Raw genomic sequence first — 21379 nt, 5'->3', positions numbered from 1 at the left:
CCTTCTCTAGCGCAACCAATTCACCAGCACTTGCGACATTTGCGGTACGGCGGCGACAACGATAATCCCGACCAGAGAGGCCAGCAGAAACGGCATGGTGCCGCGCGCGACCCGCTCGATGCTCAGCCGCGTGACATTGGCGGCGACATAAAGGTTGATCCCCACGGGCGGCGTAATCAGCCCGATTGCCAGATTGACCATCACCAGCACCCCGAACCAGACCGGGTCCCAGCCCATTTCCCGCGCGACCGGCAGAAAGATGGGCAGGGCGATGAACATCACCGTCACCGGGTCCATGAACATGCCTGCAATCAGCAAGATCACCATGATGACCAGCAAGATGACCCATGCCTGATCGCTCAGGCCCAGCAGCGCGCCGGAATAGCTGCGCACCAGATCATCGACTGTGACCACCCAGCCAAACAGGCTGGCATAGGCGACAATCAGCATCACCACGGCGGACGAGGCCGCCGCCGTGCCCAGTGCATCATACAGCCGCGCAAGTGTCAGGGTGCGGTATGCCAGCCCGCCCACGCCGAGTGCATAAACAGTGGCAACAATCGCGGCCTCGGTGGGCGTGAAGATGCCGGAATAGATGCCGCCCAGAATGACCACGGGCGTCATCAACCCCCAAAAGCTGTGGCGAAACGACTGCCAGAGCGCGCGTCCGCGCGGCATTCCGGCATAGGGGTCGGGGCTGAGAGTTTGCAGGCTGGGACTGCCAGCAGGGGCCGCATGACGGCGCGCGAAGGGCAGCACGGCGATCATCGTCAGCGCCATGAATACACCCGGTATGATTGCCGCAATAAACAGCCGCGAGATCGAGGTTTCGGCAATCACCCCGTAAATTACCAGCCCGATGGAAGGGGGTATGACGATGGAAAACGCCGCCCCTGTAACCACCAGCCCTGCGGCAAAGGCGCGGTCATAGCCGTCTTCTTCCATGCCTTTGATGATCATCGGGCCAATGGCCGCCACGGAGGCAGGGCCGGACCCGCTGACCGCCCCCCAGAACAGGCACACGACTGTGCCGACAATGCCCATGCCCCCCGGCAATCCACCAACCGCAACACGAAAGAACCGGATCATGCGCTCGGCAATGCCAAGACTGCCCATCAGCACGCCAGCAAGGATAAAGAACGGAATTGCCAGCAGCGAGAATTTGGTGATGCCCGTGGCAATCAGATCGCCCGCCAATTCCAGCCCGAAGCCGATCTTCCACATGGCGTAAAGTGCGGACAGCCCCAGTGCAAAGGCCACAGGCACACGCAGCGCCATCAGCACGAAGAAGACGACGATCATCTGCGTGCCCGCCGAAGTGATGCCAATCATTTCAAACATGCGGTACGATCCGGTTCGGGCCTGCGCGCAGCGCTTCCCATGAATATTGCAGATACCGTATGATGATAAGCCCGAAGCCAAAGGGCAGCGCCGCCTGATAATACCACGCGGGCAGCCCCAGCCCATAAGAGCGCATTCCGACGCGGCGAATGTTCATCATGGCTTCCCATGAGAACCACGCCGAAAAGGCCAGCAAGCTGACCGACAGGGCGACAGAGATCAGAAATACCGGCAGCCAGAGCGGGCGCGGCAGCAAGTCATGCACCATAGTCACCGCCAGATGCTCGCCCCTGCGTGCGGCCAGTGCGGCACCAAAGACTGTGAGCAGCAAGAAACCGTTGACCAGCAACTCTTCGGTCGCAGCAAAGGACAGGTTGGTCCCATAGCGGACCACGACATTGACAAAACCAAGCGCGGTCATGCTGAGAAACAGCAATGCGCAGACGATCTTTTCAAAGTCACGCAGGATCAGTCGGATCATCGGCCCCGCCTTTGCATGAAAAAAGCCCGCACCCTATACGAACAGGGTGCGGGCCGACTGGTCACAGCTTAGTTCGAAGCGGCGATTGCGTCCTGAAAGGCGCCCACAATCTCGTCACCGACACGTGCGGCCCATTCGTCGAAAGCAGGTTGGGTTGCCTCGCGGAAGGCGGCCAGCTCTTCATCTGTCGGCTCATAGACTTCCATGCCCTGCTCGCGCAGGAAATCGATGCCCTGTGCGGTGCCTTCGCGTGTGATCTCGCGCTGATAGGCCATGGCTTCCTGTGCCGTTTCGCGCAAGATTTCCTGCATGTCAGCATCATAGCTGTGCCATTTCTCTTTCGAGATACCAAGGAAGATGGGGTCGTAGGAATAATGCCACGCGGTCAGGTATTTCTGCACCTCATAAACCTGCTGCGGGATAATCACAGCACCGATAGGGTTTTCCTGCCCGTCAACCACGCCTTGCTGAAGGGCTGACATCGTCTCGCCCCACTGCATCTGCTGGGGGTTTGCGCCAAGGGCGTTCATCACGTCAATATACATCGGCCCTGCCACGCGCATGTTCAGCCCGCGCATATCTTCAGGGTTGCGGATCGGGCGGGTGTTGTTCGTGACCTCGCGGAAACCGTTCTCGCCCCATGCCAGCACGACAATGCCCTTGTCCAGCAGGATTTCGGATAGCATTTCACCGGGCGCGCCTTGGGTGGTGGCGTCAACCTGTTCATAGCTGGAATACAGATATGGCAGCGAGAAGACCGCCATTTCCGGCACCAGTGGCGTCACGTTGATCGCCGATGTCACCACCAGATCCAGCGCGCCGCGCCCGACCATTTCGGCCTGACGCATCTGGTCGCCGCCCGACAACTGCGCATTGGGGAAAACGCGCACGTCCAGCGCGCCATCTGTGCGTTCGGCCAGCAATTCGCCGAATTTCTCGGCGCCCTGATGCCATGTGGTGGTGTCGCCGGTGTTATGGGACAGGCGCAGGGTTTCAGCGCTGGCCGCGCCAAGGCTGAATGCCGTTGCAAAGGCAGCGGCAAGAGTTGTGCCGGACAGGCGTGCGAAAGTCATGATCTTCTCCTCCTCCAGTGGTGCGGGTCTTTGATGTGTTGGGCCGCTTCTGATTATTGTTCAGATAGTGGACCTCAATCTTTCATGAATGCAAGAAAAACTTGCAAGATGCCTGATTGAAAATCAATATGAGGGTAATGCGAGGGAAGAATCCCTTTCTAATAGAAGTATGTGGTTCACATTATGAAGCCTGATTCGATGGATTCGGCCATGGGCGGGGCGCAAAGCGTGGACCGCGCGCTTGCATTGCTGTTCCTGATCGGGCGGCAATCTGCCTCTGGCATCTCTCTGTCAGGTCTTGTCTCGGTGTCGGGGTTGAACAAGGCGACGGTGCGGCGGCAAGTGCTGGCGCTGATGCGAGCCGGACTGGTCGAACAGGACGCGGGCACGCGCAGCTATCACTTGGGCGAAGATGCCTATCTGTTGGGCCTGTTGGCGCAAGGGCGCCACGGGCTGTTGTCGCAGGCGATGGAGCAGGTGCAACGTCTTGCGCGCGACACAGGCGATGCGGCCTTCATCTCGGTGCGGCGCGGGTTGCATTCGGTGTGCCTGCACCGCGAGGATGGCGCGCATCCGATCCGCACCTATGCCCTGATGCCCGGCGCGCATCATCCGCTGGGCGTGGGCGCGGGGTCACTTGCGATGCTGGCCGCCTTGCCGGATGCCGAGGTCGAGGCCGTCATTGCGGCCAACCAAGCGGAACTGACAAGCAGCTTTCCACGCCTGAACCCCGAGACATTGCGCATGCAGGTGGTGCAGACGCGCGCGGCGGGCATTGCCCTGAACCCCGGCCTGATTTTCGAGGATTCATGGGGTCTGGGGGTAGCGTTGCATGGCCCTGACGGGCAGTTGGTCGGCGCTGTGTCGATTGCCGCTGTCGAAAGCCGAATGAAAGCGCCGCGCCGCGCCGAACTGGAACAGAAATTACGGGTGACGGCCCGCGCAATCGAGGCGCGGCTGACCCGCAACCAGCAGGAGAAAATAAAATGACACAGGCACAGATTATCGGTTGGGGCCATACGGTTTTTGGCAAATCCGACCATCCCGACACCGAAAGCCTGATGGCCGACGCTGTGGCACAGGCTCTGGCCCATGCCCAAATCGGCGCGGAAGATGTGGACGGCATTTTTGCGGGCGTGTTCAACAACGGCTTCTCGAAACAGGATTTTCAGGGCGCACTGGTGGCGATGGGGGATGCGCGCTTTGCCCATACGCCTGCGACTCGGTTTGAAAATGCCTGCGCCACAGGATCGGCGGCGTTGCACGGCGCGATGGATTTCATCGAGGCGGGGCGCGGGCGGATTGCGCTGGTGGTGGGGGCCGAGAAGATGACCGCCACCCCAACCGCCGATGTGGGGGATATTCTGCTGAGCGCCAGCTACCGCGCCGAGGAAGCCGATGTCGAGGGCGGCTTTGCCGGCCTGTTCGGGCAGATCGCCCAAGGCTATTTCCAGCGCTATGGCGACCGCTCGGAAGAACTGGCCATGATCGCGGCCAAGAACCACGCCAATGGCATTGCCAACCCCTATGCCCATATGCGCAAGGATTTCGGCGTGTCGTTTTGCAACACGGTGTCCGAGAAGAACCCGCGTGTGGCCGGACCCTTGCGGCGCACCGATTGCTCGCTGGTGTCGGACGGTGCGGCGGTGCTTGTGCTGGCGGACGCGGAAACTGCGGCGACGATGACGCGCGCGATAGGGTTTCGCGCACGGGTGCAGGCCAATGACATCATGGCACTGTCGCGCCGTGATGTGCTGGAGTTTCGCGGTGCGCGCATGGCTTGGGCCAAGGCGCTGGAAGAGGCGGGGCTCTCGCTTGATGACCTCAGCCTTGTAGAAACGCATGACTGCTTCACCATCGCCGAGATGCTGGAATATGAGGCGATGGGGCTGGCAGAGGCAGGGCAGGGCCACCGAGTGATCCGCGACGGTGTGACACACAAAACGGGTCGCCTGCCGGTCAACCCGTCGGGCGGGTTGAAATCCAAGGGCCACCCGATTGGGGCCACGGGTGTGTCGATGCATGTCATGGCCGCGATGCAGTTGACGGATGAGGCAGGCGATATGCAGATTGACGGCGCGAAACTGGCGGGCGTATTCAATATGGGCGGCGCTGCGGTGACCAATTACGTCTCGGTGCTGGAGCGGGTGAAATGAGCATGGATGTGTCCCAAGGCGTGACACCCGTGTCCACCCGCGTGATGAACCTGTCGCATCTGTTGACCGAAAGCGCGCGGCGGCTGGGCGATGATGTGGGCTTTGTCTGGGGCGATGCACACTGGTCTTGGGCCGAGATGGAGGCGCGCGCCAGCGCCTTTGCCGCCGCCTTGGTGCAGGAGTTCGGGGTTGCCAAGGGCGACCGCGTGCTGGTGCAATCGGCCAATTGTAACCAGATGTTTGAAGCGATGTTTGCCTGCTGGCGCGTGGGGGCGGTGTGGGTGCCCGCGAATTACCGCCTGTCGCCGGACGATCTGGCAGGGCTGGCGCAATCCTCCGGCGCGACACTGCTGCTCTGCGGCGCGCAATTCCCTGACCATGTGGCAGCCTGTGCCGCGCATATCACAGCGACAATCCTGATCGGCCCTGACTATGAGGCGCTTGTCGCCCGCCACATGGGTGCCGCCCCTGTGCCCGTCGTGGTGCAACGCGACGATCCGGCGTGGTTCTTCTTTACCTCTGGCACCACCGGCAAGCCCAAGGCGGCAGTGCTGACCCATGGGCAACTGGCCTTTGTCGTGACCAACCATCTGTGCGATCTGATGCCGGGCACAGGGCCGGAAGATGCCTCTCTCGTGGTGGCGCCGCTGTCGCATGGCGCGGGGATTCACCAGTTGGCGCAAGTGGCGCATGGGGTCAAAACCATCCTGCCTGCGGGCGAGAAATTCGACCCTGATCAGGTCTGGTCGCTGGTGGCGCATTGGCGCGTGACCAATATGTTCACGGTGCCCACCATTGTGAAACTGCTGGTCGAACACCCCAGCGTGGATGCGCATGACCATTCCAGCCTGCGCTATGTCATCTATGCCGGCGCGCCCATGTACCGCGCCGACCAGACCCGCGCGCTGGAAAAACTGGGGCCGGTGCTGGTGCAGTATTTCGGGCTTGGCGAGGTGACGGGCAATATCACTGTGCTGCCGCCTGCGCATCATCATCTGGATGATGCGACCATGCGCATCGGGTCCTGCGGTTTCGCGCGCACCGGCATGCAGGTGCAAATCCAGAACGCGGCAGGCGAGGAGTTGGGCTTTGGCGAGACGGGCGAGATTGCCGTGATTGGCCCCGCCGTCTTTGCCGGATATTTCAACAACCCTGACGCAAATGAAAAAAGCTTTCGAAATGGCTGGTTTCTGACGGGTGACCTTGGCCATATGGATCCGCAGGGCTTTGTCTATCTGACCGGTCGCGCATCGGATATGTATATCTCTGGCGGGTCCAACATCTACCCGCGCGAAATTGAGGAGAAATTGCTGGAGCATCCCGACCTGTCGGAAGTGGCCGTGCTGGGCGTGCCGGACCCAGTCTGGGGCGAGGTGGGCGTGGCGGTTTGCGTGCCGGTTGCCGGGGCCAAGCCCGCGCCAGAGGCTGTGTTGGACTGGCTGTCGCCTCGCCTGTCACGCTACAAGATGCCGCGTCATGTGGTGTTCTGGGGCGCGTTGCCAAAATCGGCCTATGGCAAGATCACCAAGAAGATGATCCGCGAAGAGTTGGAAGCGCGTGGCCAGTTGCCCCAGCAGGGGGGCTAGGGCGCGCCATGCGACAGATCACCCATCCCGGCCCGACCGCCCGCACGCGCGCCGATGTCGTGGCCTGTCATGCCGAACCGGTCCGCGTGCAGTTGCGCGCAGGCCAGACCCTGACCCGCGCAATCACCGAGGGGCTGGCAGAGGTGGGATTTCGCGCGGGGTATCTGCGTCTGGACGGTGCTAGTTTGGCGCCCTTGCGCTATGTCATGCCTGCACCTGCCCCCGGTGACGGACATGCCGCGTGGTATAGCCAGGCCTATGATCTGCCCGATACCCGCATTCAGCAGGGCGGCGCGCATCTGGGGCAGCGGGACGGGCAACCCTTCGTGCATTGTCACGCGCTGTGGCACGATCAGGGGATGGGCCATGTGCTGTGCGATGAGAGTGTGCTTGCAGAGGATGTGACTGTGCAGGGCTGGGGGCTGACGGGGGCAGGGCTTGTGGCGCAGCCTGACGCAGAGACGCGATTCACCCTGTTCCGGCCACATGCGGCAAGCGCGCCCAAACAGCGCACCGCGCTCCTGATCACCCTGCGCCCCAATCAGGATATTGGCAGTGCGCTTCGGGATATTGCGCGCGATCATCAGATGGCGGGTGCGTGTGTGGAAGGGATCGGCAGTCTGGTCGGGACAGTTTTTGAAGCTGCCCCCGGTCTGGACAGCTATGCAACCGAATTGCTGATCCTAGACGGCGGTATCCGCGATGGGGCTTGCCGCTTGCATGTGGCCTCGGTCGGGTTTGACGGTTCCGTGCAGCAAGGTGTGCTGCGTGCGGGCCGGAATGCGGTCTGTGTCACAGCCGAGGTGCTGATGATTGCGAACTGACCTTTGGGCCTTCGGACGGGTTTGCTTCGTCACTGCCGGCGCTGGTCTGCCGGTGAAATGTCTCTGAGGCGACGGTTACATAGCGTTCAAATTCCTGCCCACGGATGCTGGCGATAATCAGCTCTGCCGCGCGCTCTCCGATCAGGCGGCGCGGGGGGGCGATGGTGGACAGACCCGTCACCAGATCAGAGGTGAAATCAACCCCGCCAAAACCGATCATCTTGATCTGTTCGGGCACGGGCAGGTTTTGGCGGCGCGCTTCCATCAGGGCGCCGAGGGCCAGAATATCGTTGGAGAACACGACCCCGTCCAGATCGGGGCGGCGGGCGGCCAGTTCGCCAAAGGCCACGGCACCGGCAGAAGATGTCTGCGCAGGCGCGTCTACGATATCGGGTGCGGCCAGTCCGGAATGGGCCTGCAAGACATCGCGGTACCCTTGCGCCCTTTGGGCGGCGCGGGCATCCTGACCCAGTCGCGCGCCGATAAAGGCGATGTTTCGACACCCCCGGTCCACCAGATGACGCGCCTGACTGCGACCGACATCGGCATGCGAAAAGCCCACCATCATGTCAATCGGGTGTGGGCCTGTCTCCCACATCTCGACCACCGGAATATCGCTGGCTTCCAGCATTTGCCGCGTGCCGCGACTGTGGCCCAAGCCTGTCAGAACAATGCCGGACGGGGACCACGACAGAAAGGTGCGCACAAGTTCTTCTTCGCGGGACAGGTCATAATCCGTATGGCCAATCAGAATCTGGTATCCTTCGGCCATAAGGTGATCTTGCAGGGCGCTGACCGTGTCGGCAAAGAAGCTGTTGACCAAAGACGGCACGATCACCCCGATCACATTGGTCGATGCCGCGGCGAGCGAGCCTGCCATGCGATTTGGCACATAGCGCAACGAGTCGATGGCGTGTTGAATGCGGCCCCGTTTGCGCGCAGAAACCGAGTCCGGGCTGCGCAGGAACAGCGACACCGTCGAAGGCGACACTTCTGCCACCCGCGCAACCTCGGTCATTGTTGTGCGCCTTGTGCTGCGGCGGCTGCGTTCTGTCGTCATGGAAACCAACTCCTATTGGCAGCAAGGGCAAATGCATGAAATGACCGCGCTGCAATGCGTCGCGCATCGCTTAAAACCCCCTGCCGCGCCGATCTGCAATATGATGACCTGAATTTCTCTTTCAATCTGCGCGTCCATATCGTTCGGTTCGCAGCGCGGCAACCGGCAGCCCGCCCCAAGACACAAGCGGCGCGGCCAGTATGAAGACTGACCGCGCCGGGGGCAGGTTCATGCAGGATAGGGCTTACTGCATGGCAGAGGCGCGATCACTGTTGACCTTTTCCTCAGAGCGGGCGACTGCGGCCTCGAATGCGTCAAGAAACTCTTGCCCAGCATCCCCGAACCGTTCCAGATACCAGTCGCGGATCGGGCCGGCATGGCTGCGGAACTGGTCCATTTCTTCCTCGCTGGGCGCAATGATTTCGCCGCCAGCTTCCAGCCATTTGGCATAGGCGTCAAGCTCTTTGCGGGGCTGGATACCGAACTGGATGGTGGACATCAGCGCACCGCCATCGAGTACCACTTGCTGCTGTTCCTCGGTCAACGACTGGAATGTCGCGTTGTCGATGAACCACATCGACGCCATATAGGCGTGCCCGTCCAGTGTAATGTAGCCAAGCTGTTCCTGAAAGTTCATGTTGGCGATGTCGCTGATCGAGTTCTTGGTGCCATCGACCACGCCGGTTTGCAGCGCAGTATAGACTTCCAGCCATGGAATGGGGGTGGGCGAGCCGCCCATCGAGCGCACCAGACGCTGCTGGATTTCCGACTCGATGGTGCGGAAACGCACACCTGCCACATCATCCGGCGTGCGGATCGGCTTGTCGACGGTCGCAAAGTTGCGCCAGCCGCCTGTCTGGGTCATCGCCAGCAGCATGATGTCGTTATTCGACGATTCCAGAATCTGTTCACGCATGAAATTGGTGAATTCCTGATCCTGCAACGTCAGTTGCGCCACGCGGTCCGATGTCAGCGCATAGGGAATGTCCATGCCCTGCACGGCCGGATAGATGGCCGATGCCCCGCCTGCGGTCGCGGTGTACATGTTCACCACACCGGCACGCATGGATTCAAAGCACTCGTTGGCCGAGCCGCAAAGCTGCGCGCCGACAAAGATATTCACCGTCACATCGCCGCCTGTGCGCGCTTCGACAAAGTTCTTGAAGACCAGCGCCGCGTCATATTCCTGATCATCCTCATTGGCCAGAAATACAAGGTTCAGCTCGGTTGCATCCAGCGCGTGCGGGGCAAGTGTGCCCGCCAGCGCCACGGCACCTGCCATAAGCGCTGTGCGCGTGCCCGTCAGGGCTTTCTTAAGGTCCAACATGTCAGTTTCCTCCCTTTTTGGATTGGTTCGTCAGACATACCCAAGCTGGCGTGGTAGCCACATCACCAACTCTGGGAACAGCACGAGCGCCACGACCACCGCGACCTCGAACAGGAAATATGGGATCAGATCCCATGAAATACGTTCTATCCGCTCGCCCGAGATGCCCGAGACGACGAACAGCACCAGCCCCAACGGTGGCGTTATCAACCCCAGAATGAGCGTGATGCACATAACAACCGCAAAATGGATCGGATCAATGCCCACCCCGATCATCACCGGGGCCAGAATGGGCGCAAGGATCAGGATTGCGGGGCCTGCATCCATGATCGTGCCAATGGCCAGCAGGAACAGCACCACCACCAGAAACAGCATCAACGGGTCTGTGGTGATGTTCAGGATAAAGCCGGAAACCAGTTGCGGCGTGCCTTTCAGGCTGACAAGCGAGGCAAAGGATACGGCCGCCCCCACCAAGAGCAGGATGATGGCGGATTTCAACGCGGCTGCGCTAAACACCTCGACCAGTTGTTTCAGGCTGATTTCGCGGGTGATGAACACGCCGAGGATCAGCGCGTAGAATGCGGCGACTGCGGCCCCTTCGGTCGGGGTGAAAATCCCGCCCACAATGCCGCCAATTAGGATAATGGGTGTCAGCAGCGGCAAGAATGCACTTTTGCCGGTCTGCCATGTTTCAGCCCATGTGGCGCGGGCAGCGGGTTCGGGAAAGCTGCGAAAGCGTGCCACAATCGCAATCACGACCATCAGCCCGAAACCGATGATCAGGCCCGGAATGATGCTGGCCGCAAACATGGCCGCAACCGAGACATTCATGATAAAGGCATACAGGATCATCAGCCCCGACGGCGGAATAATCGACGCCAGCACGGCAGAGGCGGCGGTGATCGCGGCCGAGAATGATTTGGTATAGCCCGCCTGATGCATGCCGGGTATCATCACACCGCCCAGCGCCGAGGCGTCCGCCACCGCAGAACCGGACCCGCCTGCCAACATGATCGAGGAGGATACGGAAACCTGCCCCAGCCCCGCTTTGCGATGCGCGACAAAGGTTTCGGCAAATTTCACGATCCGGCTGGTAACACCGCCCGCTGTCATCAACTCGCCCGCCAGAATGAAGAAAGGCAGCGCCATCAGGGGGAAGCTGTCAATCCCGGCGAACAGGCGCTGCACCAGCAGGTTCAGAAAGCGCGGGTTGTCCTCTAGCACCAGTGTCATGCCCGGTGCCAGCAGCATGACAAAGACGATTGGCGTGCCGATCACCAGCAGTCCGAGGAAAATCCAGATATAGAGAAATGCCATTCTGTCAGCTCCCCGCGCCAGTGGAAGAGCCGAAGACATTTACCCTGTAGCGGCCCGGATGAACGATATTGCCAATCAGCCGCAACAGCCGCTCGAACGACACCAGCGCCACCAGTGAAAAGCCGACAGGCATGATCGCATACACATAACTGAGCGGCAGTTGCAGCGAGAGGGTGAAGCTGGACGAGGCGCGCGACATCAGCCCATAGCCCAGCCAGATCGCGCCACACAGCATGACAAAGACCGCAAGCTCGATCGCAAGGCCCACATACCGCATGATCGGGTGGTCCTGAATGGCCGAGACAAAGATATCAAGGCTGACATTCATCCCATAGCGATGCGCGGTCGGGAAATAGAGAAAGGCCATCCAGACCATCATCGTGCGCGACAATTCCTCGGTCCAGCCGAAGCTGTCATTGAGAATGTAGCGATAGAAGACATGCACAATCACAACGCCAAGCATGCCAAACAGCAAGGCTGTGGCGAAATACCCCGCGATTCTGGTCAACGTCTTGTTGATGACTTCCAGCAGTCGGATAAGGCTATCCATGCCACCCCTCCCAATGTCAGCGGCGAAATCCTTCCCCAAATTTCGTAACGCTGCGATAATTGCTAGCAGCTTAAGCTAAGCCTGTCAATTCTGCAATTTAGAATTAAAAATATATAAAAAACAGTAATTTAAGAGAATAGTGCGTGAATCCTTGCTCTTGAATTGCTTGTTTTTCCAAATCAGTATTGCAGCGAAATTATTTTGATGACACAGTAACGGGGTAATGCGCAGTACGTGTTTGCGCATATCAGCTTGGGGAGGGGCAAGACCCGTGGCCAGACGCGGAATCAGCGAGTTGCGCAGTCAGCGATGGTATGCATCCGCAGATATGCGCGGCTTTGCGCATCGTCAGCGGACGCAGCAGATGGGGCTGCGGCGCGAGGAGTTCATGGGCAAGCCCGTGATCGGCATTCTGAATACATGGTCCGACATGAGTCCGTGTCACGCCCATCTGCGCGACCGCGCCGAGGCCGTGAAGCGTGCAGTCTGGGCGGCGGGGGGCTATCCGGTGGAGTTGCCTGCACTGTCGCTGGGCGAAGTGATGGTCAAGCCAACCACCATGCTCTACCGCAATTTTCTGGCGATGGAGGCAGAGGAGTTGCTGCGCTCGCATCCCATCGACGGTGCGGTCCTATTGGGCGGGTGCGACAAGACAACACCCGGCCTGCTGATGGGCGCTATCTCGATGAATATTCCCGCCATATTTTGCCCTGCTGGCCCCATGCTGAACGGGCGCTGGAAGGGCAGGACCCTTGGCGCGGGCACACATACGCGCGCCTATTGGGACAAGCTGCGCTCGGGGGAGATCAGCCAGGACGACTGGGTTGATCTGGAAAGCCGCATGACGCGGTCTTTTGGCACCTGCAACACGATGGGCACCGCCTCGACCATGACGTCCATTGTCGATGCGATGGGGCTGACCTTGCCGGGCGCATCGTCAATTCCTGCCGCCGATTCGGGGCATACGCGCATGGCGTCGGCCTGTGGTGCGCGCATTGTCGAGATGGTCTGGGAAAACCTGCGCCCGTCCGATGTGCTGAGCCGCGCGTCGTTCGAGAATGGGGCGCGGGTGTTCATGGCGCTGGGCGGGTCCACCAATGCGGCCGTGCATCTGGTGGCGCTGGCGCGGCGCGCAGGGGTGGATTTCGGCCTGTCCGATCTGGACCGCGCCGCGGGCGACGTTCCGGTGTTGGTCAATATCTTTCCTGCTGGCGACAGATTGATGGAGGATTTCTTTTTCGCAGGCGGGCTGCCCGCGCTGGTGCAGCGCCTGTCTGGCCATCTGGACATGAGTGCGCGCACTGTCACCGGCACACTTGCCCAGATGATCGAGGGGGTGGAATGCTATGATGACGATGTGATCCGCCCGCTGGAGAACTCTGTCACCAAGGCCGCAGCGCTGGCCGTGTTGCAAGGCAATCTTGCCCCGAGTGGCGCAGTCATAAAGCCCAGTGCGGCCAGCCCGCATCTGATGCGCCACAAGGGCCGCGCGGTGGTGTTCGACACCCATGCCGATCTTGTCGCCCGCATTGATGACCCCGCACTTGGCATCACGGCAGACTCGGTGCTGGTCTTGCGCAATGCAGGCCCGAAAGGTGCGCCGGGAATGCCGGAATGGGGCGCGCTGCCGATCCCGAAACACCTGTTGGCGCAAGGCGTGCGCGATATGGTGCGCATCTCTGATGCGCGCATGAGTGGCACACATTACGGCACTTGCGTGCTGCATATCGCCCCTGAAAGCGCAGTGGGTGGCCCCTTGGCGCTGGTGCGCGATGGTGACGAGATTGAACTGGATGTTGCGGCCAAGCGGTTGCATCTGCGGGTCAGCGATGACGAACTGGCCCTGCGTCGTGCCGATTGGACACCGCCCGCCCCGCGCAGCCTGCGCGGCTATACCGCCTTGTTTTGCGCGCATGTGACACAAGCCGATCAGGGCTGCGATTTCGAGATCCTGCAAGGTGGTCCGGACGAGCCCGAACCTGAAATCTTCTGAACACGAAGGGAGCATCGCGTGATGCAATCTGACGAAAACCGTTTCAAAACTTGGATGCAGACCAAGGGCGCGACACCGCCGCTTGGCAGCTGGATCATGTCCGCCAGCCCTCTGATCGCCGAGGCGATGGGCTATGCAGGCTATGACTGGCTGCTGGTCGATATGGAGCATTCGCCGATTGATCTGGCACAGACCACCAGCATTTTGCAGGCGCTGTCGGGCACACCGTCCGAGGTGGTGCTGCGCGTGCCGTGGAATGACCCTGTGATGGTCAAGCGGGTTATGGATGCGGGCGCGCGCTCGATCATGTTCCCCTTCATCCAGTCGGTGGACGAGGCCCGCGCCGCCATTGCCGCCACGCGCTACCCGCCGCAAGGCACGCGCGGGGTCGCGGCCATGCACCGCGCCAGCCGCTTTGGCACCGCGCCGGACTATCTGGCGCGCGCCAATGATCAGGTCGCTGTCATCTTGCAACTGGAAACCCCCGAAGCCGTGGCGCTTTTGCCCGAAATTGCTGCGCTGGACGGGGTGGATGCCGTTTTTGTCGGGCCGGGGGATTTGTCGGGCAGCATGGGGCTGCTGGGGCAGATCAATCATGCCGATGTGCAAACCGCGCTGCGCGACGCCGCGCAAGCTGCACGCCGCGCAGGCATTGCCTGCGGTATCGTCGGGGCGGACCCGGCCAAAGTGCGCAGCTATATCGAGATGGGCTTTAGCTATGTGGCCATCGCATCTGATCTGGCGCTGCTGATGGGGGCTGCGAAAACGGCGGCGGCAAGTGTGCGCGGACAGGCCGCACCGCAAGCATCCGGCAGCGCGTATTAAGGGGCAGGCATGGGCTTTGAAACGGCATATCACGCGCAGGCCGCCCTTGGGGAATGTCCGCTGTGGTGCGGGCAAACCCAGCGCCTGTGGTGGGTGGATATCGAAGCACCTGCCATCCATTGCTTTGACCCCGAGACGGGCCAGAACCAGACATTCCCCCTTGATGAGAACGTGGGTTGTATCGGCCTGCGTGCGCAGGGCGGGTTTATCGCCGGGCTGCGCTCTGGCTTGTGGCTGCTGGACGCGCAGGGGCGCAAGGAAAAACTGATCGCCAACCCGCAGAAGGACACGCGCATCAGCCGCTTCAATGACGGGCGTGTGGACCCTTGGGGCCGGTTCTGGGCGGGCACGATCTATGAGCCGCGCGACCGGCCCGCCGCTGGCCTGTACCGCGTCAACGCCGCGCTGGCGTGTCAGCCTATGGCGGGTGACATCAAGGTGTCGAATGGCGTCGCTTTCTCGCCTGACCGGCGGTGGCTGTATCATTCTGACACACCAGCGCATGTGATTTACCGCTACCCGCTGGACCCGCAAACCGGCGAGATTGGCGCGCGCACAGTCTTTCATCAGTTTCCTTTCGGCCATGGTCGCCCCGATGGGGCTGCGGTGGATGCAGACGGGTTCTATTGGTCTGCCCTCTATGAGGGGGCGCGCGTCGTGCGCCTATCGCCCGAGGGGGAGATCGTGGCCGAGTATCCCGTTCCCGCGCGCTGCCCCACCATGTGCGCCTTGGGCGGGGCGGATTTGCGCACGCTCTATGTGACTTCGGCCCGCCATGGCCGTCCGCCCGAGGAATTGGCAGACTGGCCTGAATCTGGCAATCTTTTCGCCATGCGTGTGGATGTGCCGGGCCAACCCGAGCCAAGATTTGCAGGTTAGATCATGCAAGATGAGCAGACAGCCCACTACCCTTCGCTGCGCGGCGCGCGCGTGCTTGTCACCGGCGGTGCCACGGGTTTGGGCGCGGATTTTGTGCGCGCCTTTGTGGCGCAGGGCGCGCATGTCGGTTTTCTGGACATAGACGCCACGGCGGGCACAGCGCTGGCCGCAGAACTGGGCGCGCAAACTGTGTTTCGCCCCTGCGATCTGCGCGATCTGGAGGGGCTGCCTGACGCCATTGCCGAACTTGCCGGACAGCTTGGCCCCTTCACGGTGCTGCTGAACAATGCCGCGCGCGATGATCGACATGATCTGGCCGACCTGACGCCTGCGTATTGGCGCGATTGTCTGGCGACGAACCTGTCGCATCATGTTTTTGCCGCGCAGGCTGTCGCCCCCGGAATGACCGCGGCAGGCGGTGGCAGTATCATCAATATGGGGTCAATCAGTTGGATGCGCGGGCGGCCCGGTATGCTGGGCTATACCACATCCAAAGCGGCGATCAGCGGCATGACGCGGTCTATGGCGGCAGAACTGGGGCCGCAGGGCATTCGCGTCAACTCCGTGGTGCCGGGTGCGGTCCTGACCGAGCGTCAGGCGAAACTGTGGCTGACGCCCGAAAAGAACGCCGAATTTCTGGCGCTTCAAGCGCTGAAATTCCGGCTGGAGCCGCATCACATCACGCCCATGGCCCTGTTTCTGGCCTCTCAAGCCAGCGTGGGGTGCACGGGGCAGAATTTCATAGTTGACGCCGGGCTGACACTGAACTGACCCGGCCCTGATCGAAAGGATACGCAGGATGAAACCCATCCGATATGGCATCATCGGCTCTGGCATGATGGGGCAGGAACATATGCGCAATATCGCGCTTCTGGACGGGGTGTCGGTCGTGGCTGTGTGTGACCCTGACGACGCAATGCGCCTGCAGGCGCAGGCGCTGGCCGAGCCGGATACGCTGGCATTCACTGACCATCATGCGCTGATCTCGGCCGATATCTGCGACGCCTATGTGCTGGCCGCGCCCAATGACCTGCATGCCGGGCTGATGCGCGATTTATTGGCGACGGACAAGCCGATCCTGTGCGAAAAGCCACTGGCGACCACATCCGCAGCGTGCCGCGCGCTGATGCGCGCCGCCGAGGGACGCCGCGCGCCCGTCTGGGTGGCGATGGAATACCGCTACATGCCACCGGTCGAGCGGTTGCGCGCTGCGGTGGCGGAAGGGCAGGCGGGAACCCCGCGTCTGGTGTCGATCCGCGAGAACCGCTTTCCATTTTTGCACAAAGTTGGCGACTGGAATCGTTTTAACGCCCGTACAGGCGGCACAATGGTCGAGAAGTGCTGTCACTTTTTCGACCTTATGCGGTTGTTGCTGGGGTCAGACCCGATCCGTGTTTATGCCAGCGGCGGGGCGGATGTGAACCACCGCGATGAGAGTTATGGCGGGCGCATTCCCGATATTGTGGACAATGCCTTTGTGACCGTGGATTTCGAGAATGGTGCGCGGGCCATGCTGGAATTGTGTATGTTCGCCGAAGGCGCGCATTGGCAGGAAGTGGTGTCCGTCACGGGCGAAAAGGCGCGGCTGGATGCCTGCGTGCCGGGGCCTGCGCGTTTCTCGCCCGACGGGCAGGAACGGCATTCGGAATTCGTCATCTCGGACCGCGCCAGCAGACGCGAGACGCGCGAAGTCGTGGCTGTAGATGAACATATCTTGCGCGCGGGCGATCATCACGGCTCGACCTATTTCCAGCATGCGAAGTTTCTGGAACTGGTGCGCGCGGGCACAGGAGCGCCAGAAGTGACGTTGGCCGATGGGTACTGGTCCGTTCTGGTGGGCGAAGCGGCAGAGCGGTCGATCCGCACACATGAGGTGATTGACCTGCGCGTGTTTGCAAGTGAAGCAATGAGCGCGGCCTGAGAGGAAAGCAACTCTGCCCCTATGCGTGTCATGTGAAAATCTTGCCAAGAGTACTTTGGGCATGTTTCGGTCGAATGGAAAGACGGCCCGTGCTGCGCGTCGTCGTCGGGCTACTCGTCTTTCCGGTCTTTGATTGCCGATCCGGCGGCAAACTCTAGGCTGGGGAAAGAATGGTTTCAATAAATCCGGCTTCCCGGTTCTGATACGGTTCCTGTATCTTGGCGTGTGCTTTGCTTGCAACGCTTGATCACAAAAGTCGACAATCGGGACAACTCTGGCCTGTGCTTCGTATGCCAGTCCTACTATCCTGCGGGAAGGGTAGTGAGGTCACTATCATTTTGAAAAATCACTACCTTTCACTGAATTTTTTTGGAGAAATCATGTTCAAAACACACCACTTCCTTATCGCTGCATCCGCATTTGCGCTTTCAGCTTGCCTCGGTTCGAGCAACGGCAGCAGCCCAAGTGAAACACCAACAAACCTGCGGGCCGATACGCCTGTTGAAGGGATGCCGACAGAAGGTAGCGCAACCTATTCGGGCGCAATTAACGATATCCAAGGTGATGGGGATATGCGCTTCACCGGACAGATGTCCATGACTGCCAATTTCGCAGAAGGTGGCGGTACCCTCACCAATTCAAGCCTAACAATTGCAGGGGCCGAGGGCGCACTGAGCCAAGACGGTGAACATGCTTTCACCGGCAATTCGTATGAAAATCTTCCGTTGTTAGGTGAGCTCGCCTTTGACGGTGAGACATTTACTTCTGATGATGCCAACACGCTTTTGGTGGGCGGTACGTTCAGGGGCGAAGGTGCGACTGGCGTTTCGGCGAACCTTGGTGGCAGTGTCATGACACCTGAAGGAGCCATGGACATCAGTGGTGGCCGTGGTGTTCTTTCGCAAGATTAATGACATGACGTTTCAGTACGTCTAAAGCCTTTTTCGAGCAATCGGCAGCGGGAAATCGCTGCCGTTTTTCCAATTGAGATATTTCCATGTACGCCGCATATCTGTTTGAGGCCTTTCGCCGCGCGCGCTGCTTGGCGGTTTGCGTTTCTGTAACTCTCCTGGTTGCACAAGGGGCAAGTGCGCAGCAAGGCCCGGCATGGCGCTTGGCGTCAGAAACCGGTTCCTTGCGCCTGTATCGCACGGCGCTTGTCGCCGAACGGCCAGAAGGTGCAGCGAAAGCGCTGGCAGACATCGACAGGCGTCTGGGTATTGTCGGGCGGAATGGTCCCCATAAATATGCGTTGTCGCCCAGTGTGTCGCTCACACCGGAACTGGGCTATGACCGCAACTTCAATGGCGGGCTGGAAACAGATACTGTCCGAATCGGGGGCCAACATTGGCGCGTCACACCAGATACGCGTGCGCAGGCTAGCATTTATGCGGGTGCTCGCCTTGCAGTGGGGCAGCGGTTTGTCTGGGGCGCGGGGCGCGCCGTCTCGGTTCAGAGCAGTGCAACCTATCGCCGCGCATTGGACAACGGCATGGACTATCGCGCGCTGTCTGTGCAAGCATGTTCGGAAAATCAGCTGAGACATCTCTCTGCGCTGGATATGTGTCTGAGTAGGTCACTTGTCTACCGGGATCGCAGTACGACCAAATTGAGTGTGGCCACGGTTGGTCTGTCGCATATTCTTGTGCAGGACAATGCTCTGAGCGAAGCAAGTGTTACGTTGGGCCGTGAGTTCCGCCCCGACAACGCACGCAATACCGCCAGCCTGCACTTGCGCCACCTTGATCGCACTCACGGCGCTTTTTCGACGCGCATTTTCATAGGAGAGCGTGTGCAGGGGCGGTCACTGACGACAGTCTCGGCGCAGGTGGAGCATGGCCGTTTCATTGCTGACAGGTTTTACCAGATCGGCCTGTCACACCAGCGCGAGACAGGGGGACAGTTGCTGGGCCAGCGGCACCATCGGCACGAATATGGCATCACGCTGATGCTACCTGTCGTCTTTGGTCTGACCCCCAGCATCGGTTATCGCAGATTACGCCATGATCTATCGGAATTTGACGGCAATCATGCGACCTTTTCCATCGCGCTGCCTGCCTATCGGTTTTGAGAGCGTTCGAGGAGGGGACGTTCAAGGTGTCAAATTGCGTCTACGCCCGTTTGCCGACTTGCGCTACTCCGAGGACCGCCAGCACCTTGGCTTCGATATGGGGGGCGTTCATGGCGGCGATGTCATACATGGCGCGCGGGCTGGCCTGATCTATGAAAATATCGGGCAGCACCATCGAGCGGTATTTCAGGCCGGTGTCAAACACGCCTTCATCCGCCAGAAGTTGCGCGACATGGCTGCCAAAGCCGCCGATTGCTCCTTCTTCAATGGTGATAAGCGCCTCATGTGTGTGCGCCAGTTCCAAAATCATGTCACGGTCCAGCGGTTTAGCGAAGCGTGCATCGGCCACGGTCGGGGTGATCCCCTTGGCGCCAAGAGCTTCGCAGGCTTTCAGCACTTCGCCCAGCCGCGTGCCAAAGGACAGGATCGCCACGCGACTGCCCTGCCGGATCATGCGGCCCTTGCCAATTTCAAGCGGCACGCCTGTGGCGGGCATCTCGACGCCTTCCCCCTCGCCGCGCGGAAAGCGAAAGGCGATGGGGCCGTCATCATGGGCGACCGCGGTGGCGACCATATGAACCAGCTCTGCCTCATCTGCGGCGGCCATGACAACGAAGCCTGGCAGATTGGCCAGATAGGCCACGTCATAGCTGCCCGCGTGGGTCGCGCCATCCGCCCCCACCAGCCCTGCACGGTCGATGGCAAATCGCACCGGCAGGCGCTGGATCGCCACATCATGCACGACCTGATCGTAGCCGCGTTGCAGAAAGGTGGAATACATCGCACAAAAGGGTTTCATCCCCCCTGCGGCCAGCGCTGCACAGAATGTGACGCCATGCTGTTCGGCAATGGCCACGTCGAACATGCGTTTCGGGAACTGTTTGGCGAACAGGTCCAGACCGGTGCCATCGGGCATGGCAGCGGTGACGGCCACAATCTTGTCATCGCGCTCGGCTTCGGAAATGAGGCTTTGGGCAAAGACCTTGGTGTAGCTGGGCGCGTTGGACGGCGCTTTTTTCTGCGTGCCGGTGACCAGATCGAATTTCGCGCGCGCATGTCCCCGGTCGGCGGCATCTTCGGCGGGCGCGTAGCCTTTGCCTTTTTTGGTCAGGATATGCACCAACATCGGCTCATCCGCGCGCTCGCGCAGGGTGCGGAACACCCACAAAAGCTGGTCCAGATCATGCCCGTCTATCGGGCCGAGATAGTTGAAACCCAATTCTTCGAACAAGGTGCCGCCGACGGTTACATGCTTGAGCAGGTCTTTGGCGCGCCGCGCCCCTTCCTGAAACGGGCCGGGCAAAAGCGAGATCGCGCCTTTCATCGCCTGTTTGAGGTCTTGCACAGGCTTGTCGGCATAGATGCGGGACAGATAGCTGGACATGGCCCCGGTCGGCGGCGCAATGGACATTTCATTGTCATTGAGCACGACAAACATGCGCCGGCCCAAATGGCCCGCATTGTTCATCGCCTCGAACGCCATGCCTGCACTGATCGCGCCATCCCCGATGACCGCAATCGCATCGCCCAAAGCAGGGTCGGGCGCGCCGCCCAACTCACGCGCCATCGTGAAGCCGAGTGCGGCCGAGATGGAGGTAGAGCTGTGCGCCGCGCCAAACGGGTCATAGGGCGATTCAGAGCGTTTGGTGAAGCCCGACAGCCCGTCTTGCTGGCGCAGGGTGCGGATACGGTCGCGCCGCCCTGTCAGGATTTTATGCGGGTAGGATTGGTGCGACACATCCCAGATCAGCCGGTCACGCGGCGTGTCAAATACCGCATGCAGCGCAACGGTCAGTTCCACCACCCCAAGCCCCGCGCCCAGATGCCCGCCTGTCTCCGACACTGCCGATATTGTCTCGGTGCGCAGCTCGTCTGCCAGTTGACGCAACTCGCGGTCGTTCAGCGCCTTGAGGTCGGCAGGTGACGTGACCTTGTCCAGAAGCGGGGTTTGAGCCATTTCTCTACCTTCTCGTTG

The 21379-nt window shown here is 60.7% G+C and carries 19 protein-coding genes; 11 read left to right on the top strand and 8 right to left on the bottom strand.

The features are described from left to right. Positions 1–6: 6 nt before the first annotated feature. The 3 genes from BD293_RS12465 to BD293_RS12455 all read right to left on the bottom strand — a co-directional run bounded on the left by BD293_RS12465 (position 7) and on the right by BD293_RS12455 (position 2895). A complete protein-coding gene (locus tag BD293_RS12465) occupies positions 7–1341 on the bottom strand; it encodes a TRAP transporter large permease (protein ID WP_142082199.1) in 1335 nt (444 codons plus the stop codon). Continuing rightward, positions 1334–1822 (bottom strand): TRAP transporter small permease, encoded by a 489-nt coding sequence (locus BD293_RS12460; protein WP_142082197.1) that lies wholly within the window; start codon positions 1820–1822, stop codon positions 1334–1336. Before BD293_RS12460 ends, BD293_RS12465 begins: the two co-directional genes overlap by 8 nt. A 68-nt stretch (positions 1823–1890) precedes the next feature. Beyond that, positions 1891–2895, bottom strand: a complete 1005-nt coding sequence (locus BD293_RS12455; RefSeq protein ID WP_142082195.1) for a DctP family TRAP transporter solute-binding subunit — start codon at positions 2893–2895, stop codon at positions 1891–1893. A gap of 183 nt (positions 2896–3078) precedes the next feature. On the opposite strand from BD293_RS12455, the gene BD293_RS12450 reads away from it, so the two are divergent. From BD293_RS12450 to BD293_RS12435, 4 genes are read left to right on the top strand one after another with little or no spacing between them, the layout of a single operon-like run. Beyond that, complete coding sequence (locus BD293_RS12450; protein WP_142082193.1) at positions 3079–3885, top strand: IclR family transcriptional regulator; 807 nt, start codon at positions 3079–3081, stop codon at positions 3883–3885. Next, positions 3882–5051 (top strand): acetyl-CoA acetyltransferase, encoded by a 1170-nt coding sequence (locus tag BD293_RS12445; RefSeq protein ID WP_142082191.1) that lies wholly within the window; start codon positions 3882–3884, stop codon positions 5049–5051. Before BD293_RS12450 ends, BD293_RS12445 begins: the two co-directional genes overlap by 4 nt. Before the next feature lie 2 nt (positions 5052–5053). Further along, on the top strand, positions 5054–6637 hold the full coding sequence (locus BD293_RS12440) for an acyl-CoA synthetase (protein WP_425467946.1): 1584 nt from the start codon (positions 5054–5056) through the stop codon (positions 6635–6637). An 8-nt stretch (positions 6638–6645) separates the two neighbouring features. Next, a complete protein-coding gene (locus tag BD293_RS12435; RefSeq protein WP_142082187.1) occupies positions 6646–7461 on the top strand; it encodes a PCC domain-containing protein in 816 nt (271 codons plus the stop codon). Here the strand turns inward: BD293_RS12435 and BD293_RS12430 are convergent. The 4 genes from BD293_RS12430 to BD293_RS12415 form a co-directional block, all read right to left on the bottom strand. Beyond that, complete coding sequence (locus BD293_RS12430) at positions 7430–8521, bottom strand: LacI family DNA-binding transcriptional regulator (RefSeq protein ID WP_142082185.1); 1092 nt, start codon at positions 8519–8521, stop codon at positions 7430–7432. The two genes, BD293_RS12435 and BD293_RS12430, sit on opposite strands and share 32 nt — an antisense overlap. Before the next feature lie 244 nt (positions 8522–8765). Beyond that, positions 8766–9848: a TRAP transporter substrate-binding protein DctP gene (gene dctP / locus BD293_RS12425; protein ID WP_211841022.1), complete on the bottom strand. Its 1083-nt coding sequence runs from the start codon at positions 9846–9848 to the stop codon at positions 8766–8768. 30 nt (positions 9849–9878) lie between these two features. Further along, positions 9879–11165 (bottom strand): TRAP transporter large permease, encoded by a 1287-nt coding sequence (locus tag BD293_RS12420; RefSeq protein ID WP_142082183.1) that lies wholly within the window; start codon positions 11163–11165, stop codon positions 9879–9881. 4 nt (positions 11166–11169) lie between these two features. Beyond that, positions 11170–11715, bottom strand: a complete 546-nt coding sequence (locus BD293_RS12415; RefSeq protein WP_142082181.1) for a TRAP transporter small permease — start codon at positions 11713–11715, stop codon at positions 11170–11172. Positions 11716–11986: 271 nt separating this feature from the next. On the opposite strand from BD293_RS12415, the gene araD reads away from it, so the two are divergent. From araD to BD293_RS12380, 7 genes are all read left to right on the top strand, one after another. After that, the gene (gene araD, locus BD293_RS12410) at positions 11987–13708 is read left to right on the top strand and encodes an L-arabinonate dehydratase (RefSeq protein ID WP_281286660.1); all 1722 of its coding nucleotides are present in this window, start codon (positions 11987–11989) and stop codon (positions 13706–13708) included. Between the two features lie 21 nt (positions 13709–13729). Next, positions 13730–14533: an HpcH/HpaI aldolase family protein gene (locus BD293_RS12405; protein WP_142082177.1), complete on the top strand. Its 804-nt coding sequence runs from the start codon at positions 13730–13732 to the stop codon at positions 14531–14533. A 9-nt stretch (positions 14534–14542) separates the two neighbouring features. Then, entirely contained in the window at positions 14543–15412 is an 870-nt protein-coding gene (locus BD293_RS12400) for an SMP-30/gluconolactonase/LRE family protein (RefSeq protein WP_142082175.1), read from the top strand. Positions 15413–15415: 3 nt separating this feature from the next. Then, positions 15416–16183, top strand: a complete 768-nt coding sequence (locus BD293_RS12395) for an SDR family NAD(P)-dependent oxidoreductase (RefSeq protein ID WP_142082173.1) — start codon at positions 15416–15418, stop codon at positions 16181–16183. Positions 16184–16211: 28 nt separating this feature from the next. Further along, a complete protein-coding gene (locus tag BD293_RS12390) occupies positions 16212–17333 on the top strand; it encodes a Gfo/Idh/MocA family protein (protein ID WP_142082171.1) in 1122 nt (373 codons plus the stop codon). A 380-nt stretch (positions 17334–17713) separates the two neighbouring features. Next, a complete protein-coding gene (locus tag BD293_RS12385) occupies positions 17714–18244 on the top strand; it encodes a HupA family protein (RefSeq protein WP_142082169.1) in 531 nt (176 codons plus the stop codon). An 86-nt stretch (positions 18245–18330) separates the two neighbouring features. Then, positions 18331–19404: a hypothetical protein gene (locus BD293_RS12380; protein ID WP_142082167.1), complete on the top strand. Its 1074-nt coding sequence runs from the start codon at positions 18331–18333 to the stop codon at positions 19402–19404. A 40-nt stretch (positions 19405–19444) separates the two neighbouring features. On the opposite strand, the gene dxs is transcribed toward BD293_RS12380, so the two are convergent. Continuing rightward, complete coding sequence (dxs, locus tag BD293_RS12375) at positions 19445–21361, bottom strand: 1-deoxy-D-xylulose-5-phosphate synthase (protein WP_142082165.1); 1917 nt, start codon at positions 21359–21361, stop codon at positions 19445–19447. Positions 21362–21379 lie beyond the last annotated feature (18 nt).

The sequence above is a fragment of the Roseinatronobacter monicus genome (genome assembly GCF_006716865.1).
Classification (GTDB): domain Bacteria; phylum Pseudomonadota; class Alphaproteobacteria; order Rhodobacterales; family Rhodobacteraceae; genus Roseinatronobacter; species Roseinatronobacter monicus.
The sequence above is the reverse complement of the archived record's forward strand: the minus strand, read 5'-3'. Positions and strand labels throughout refer to the sequence as shown.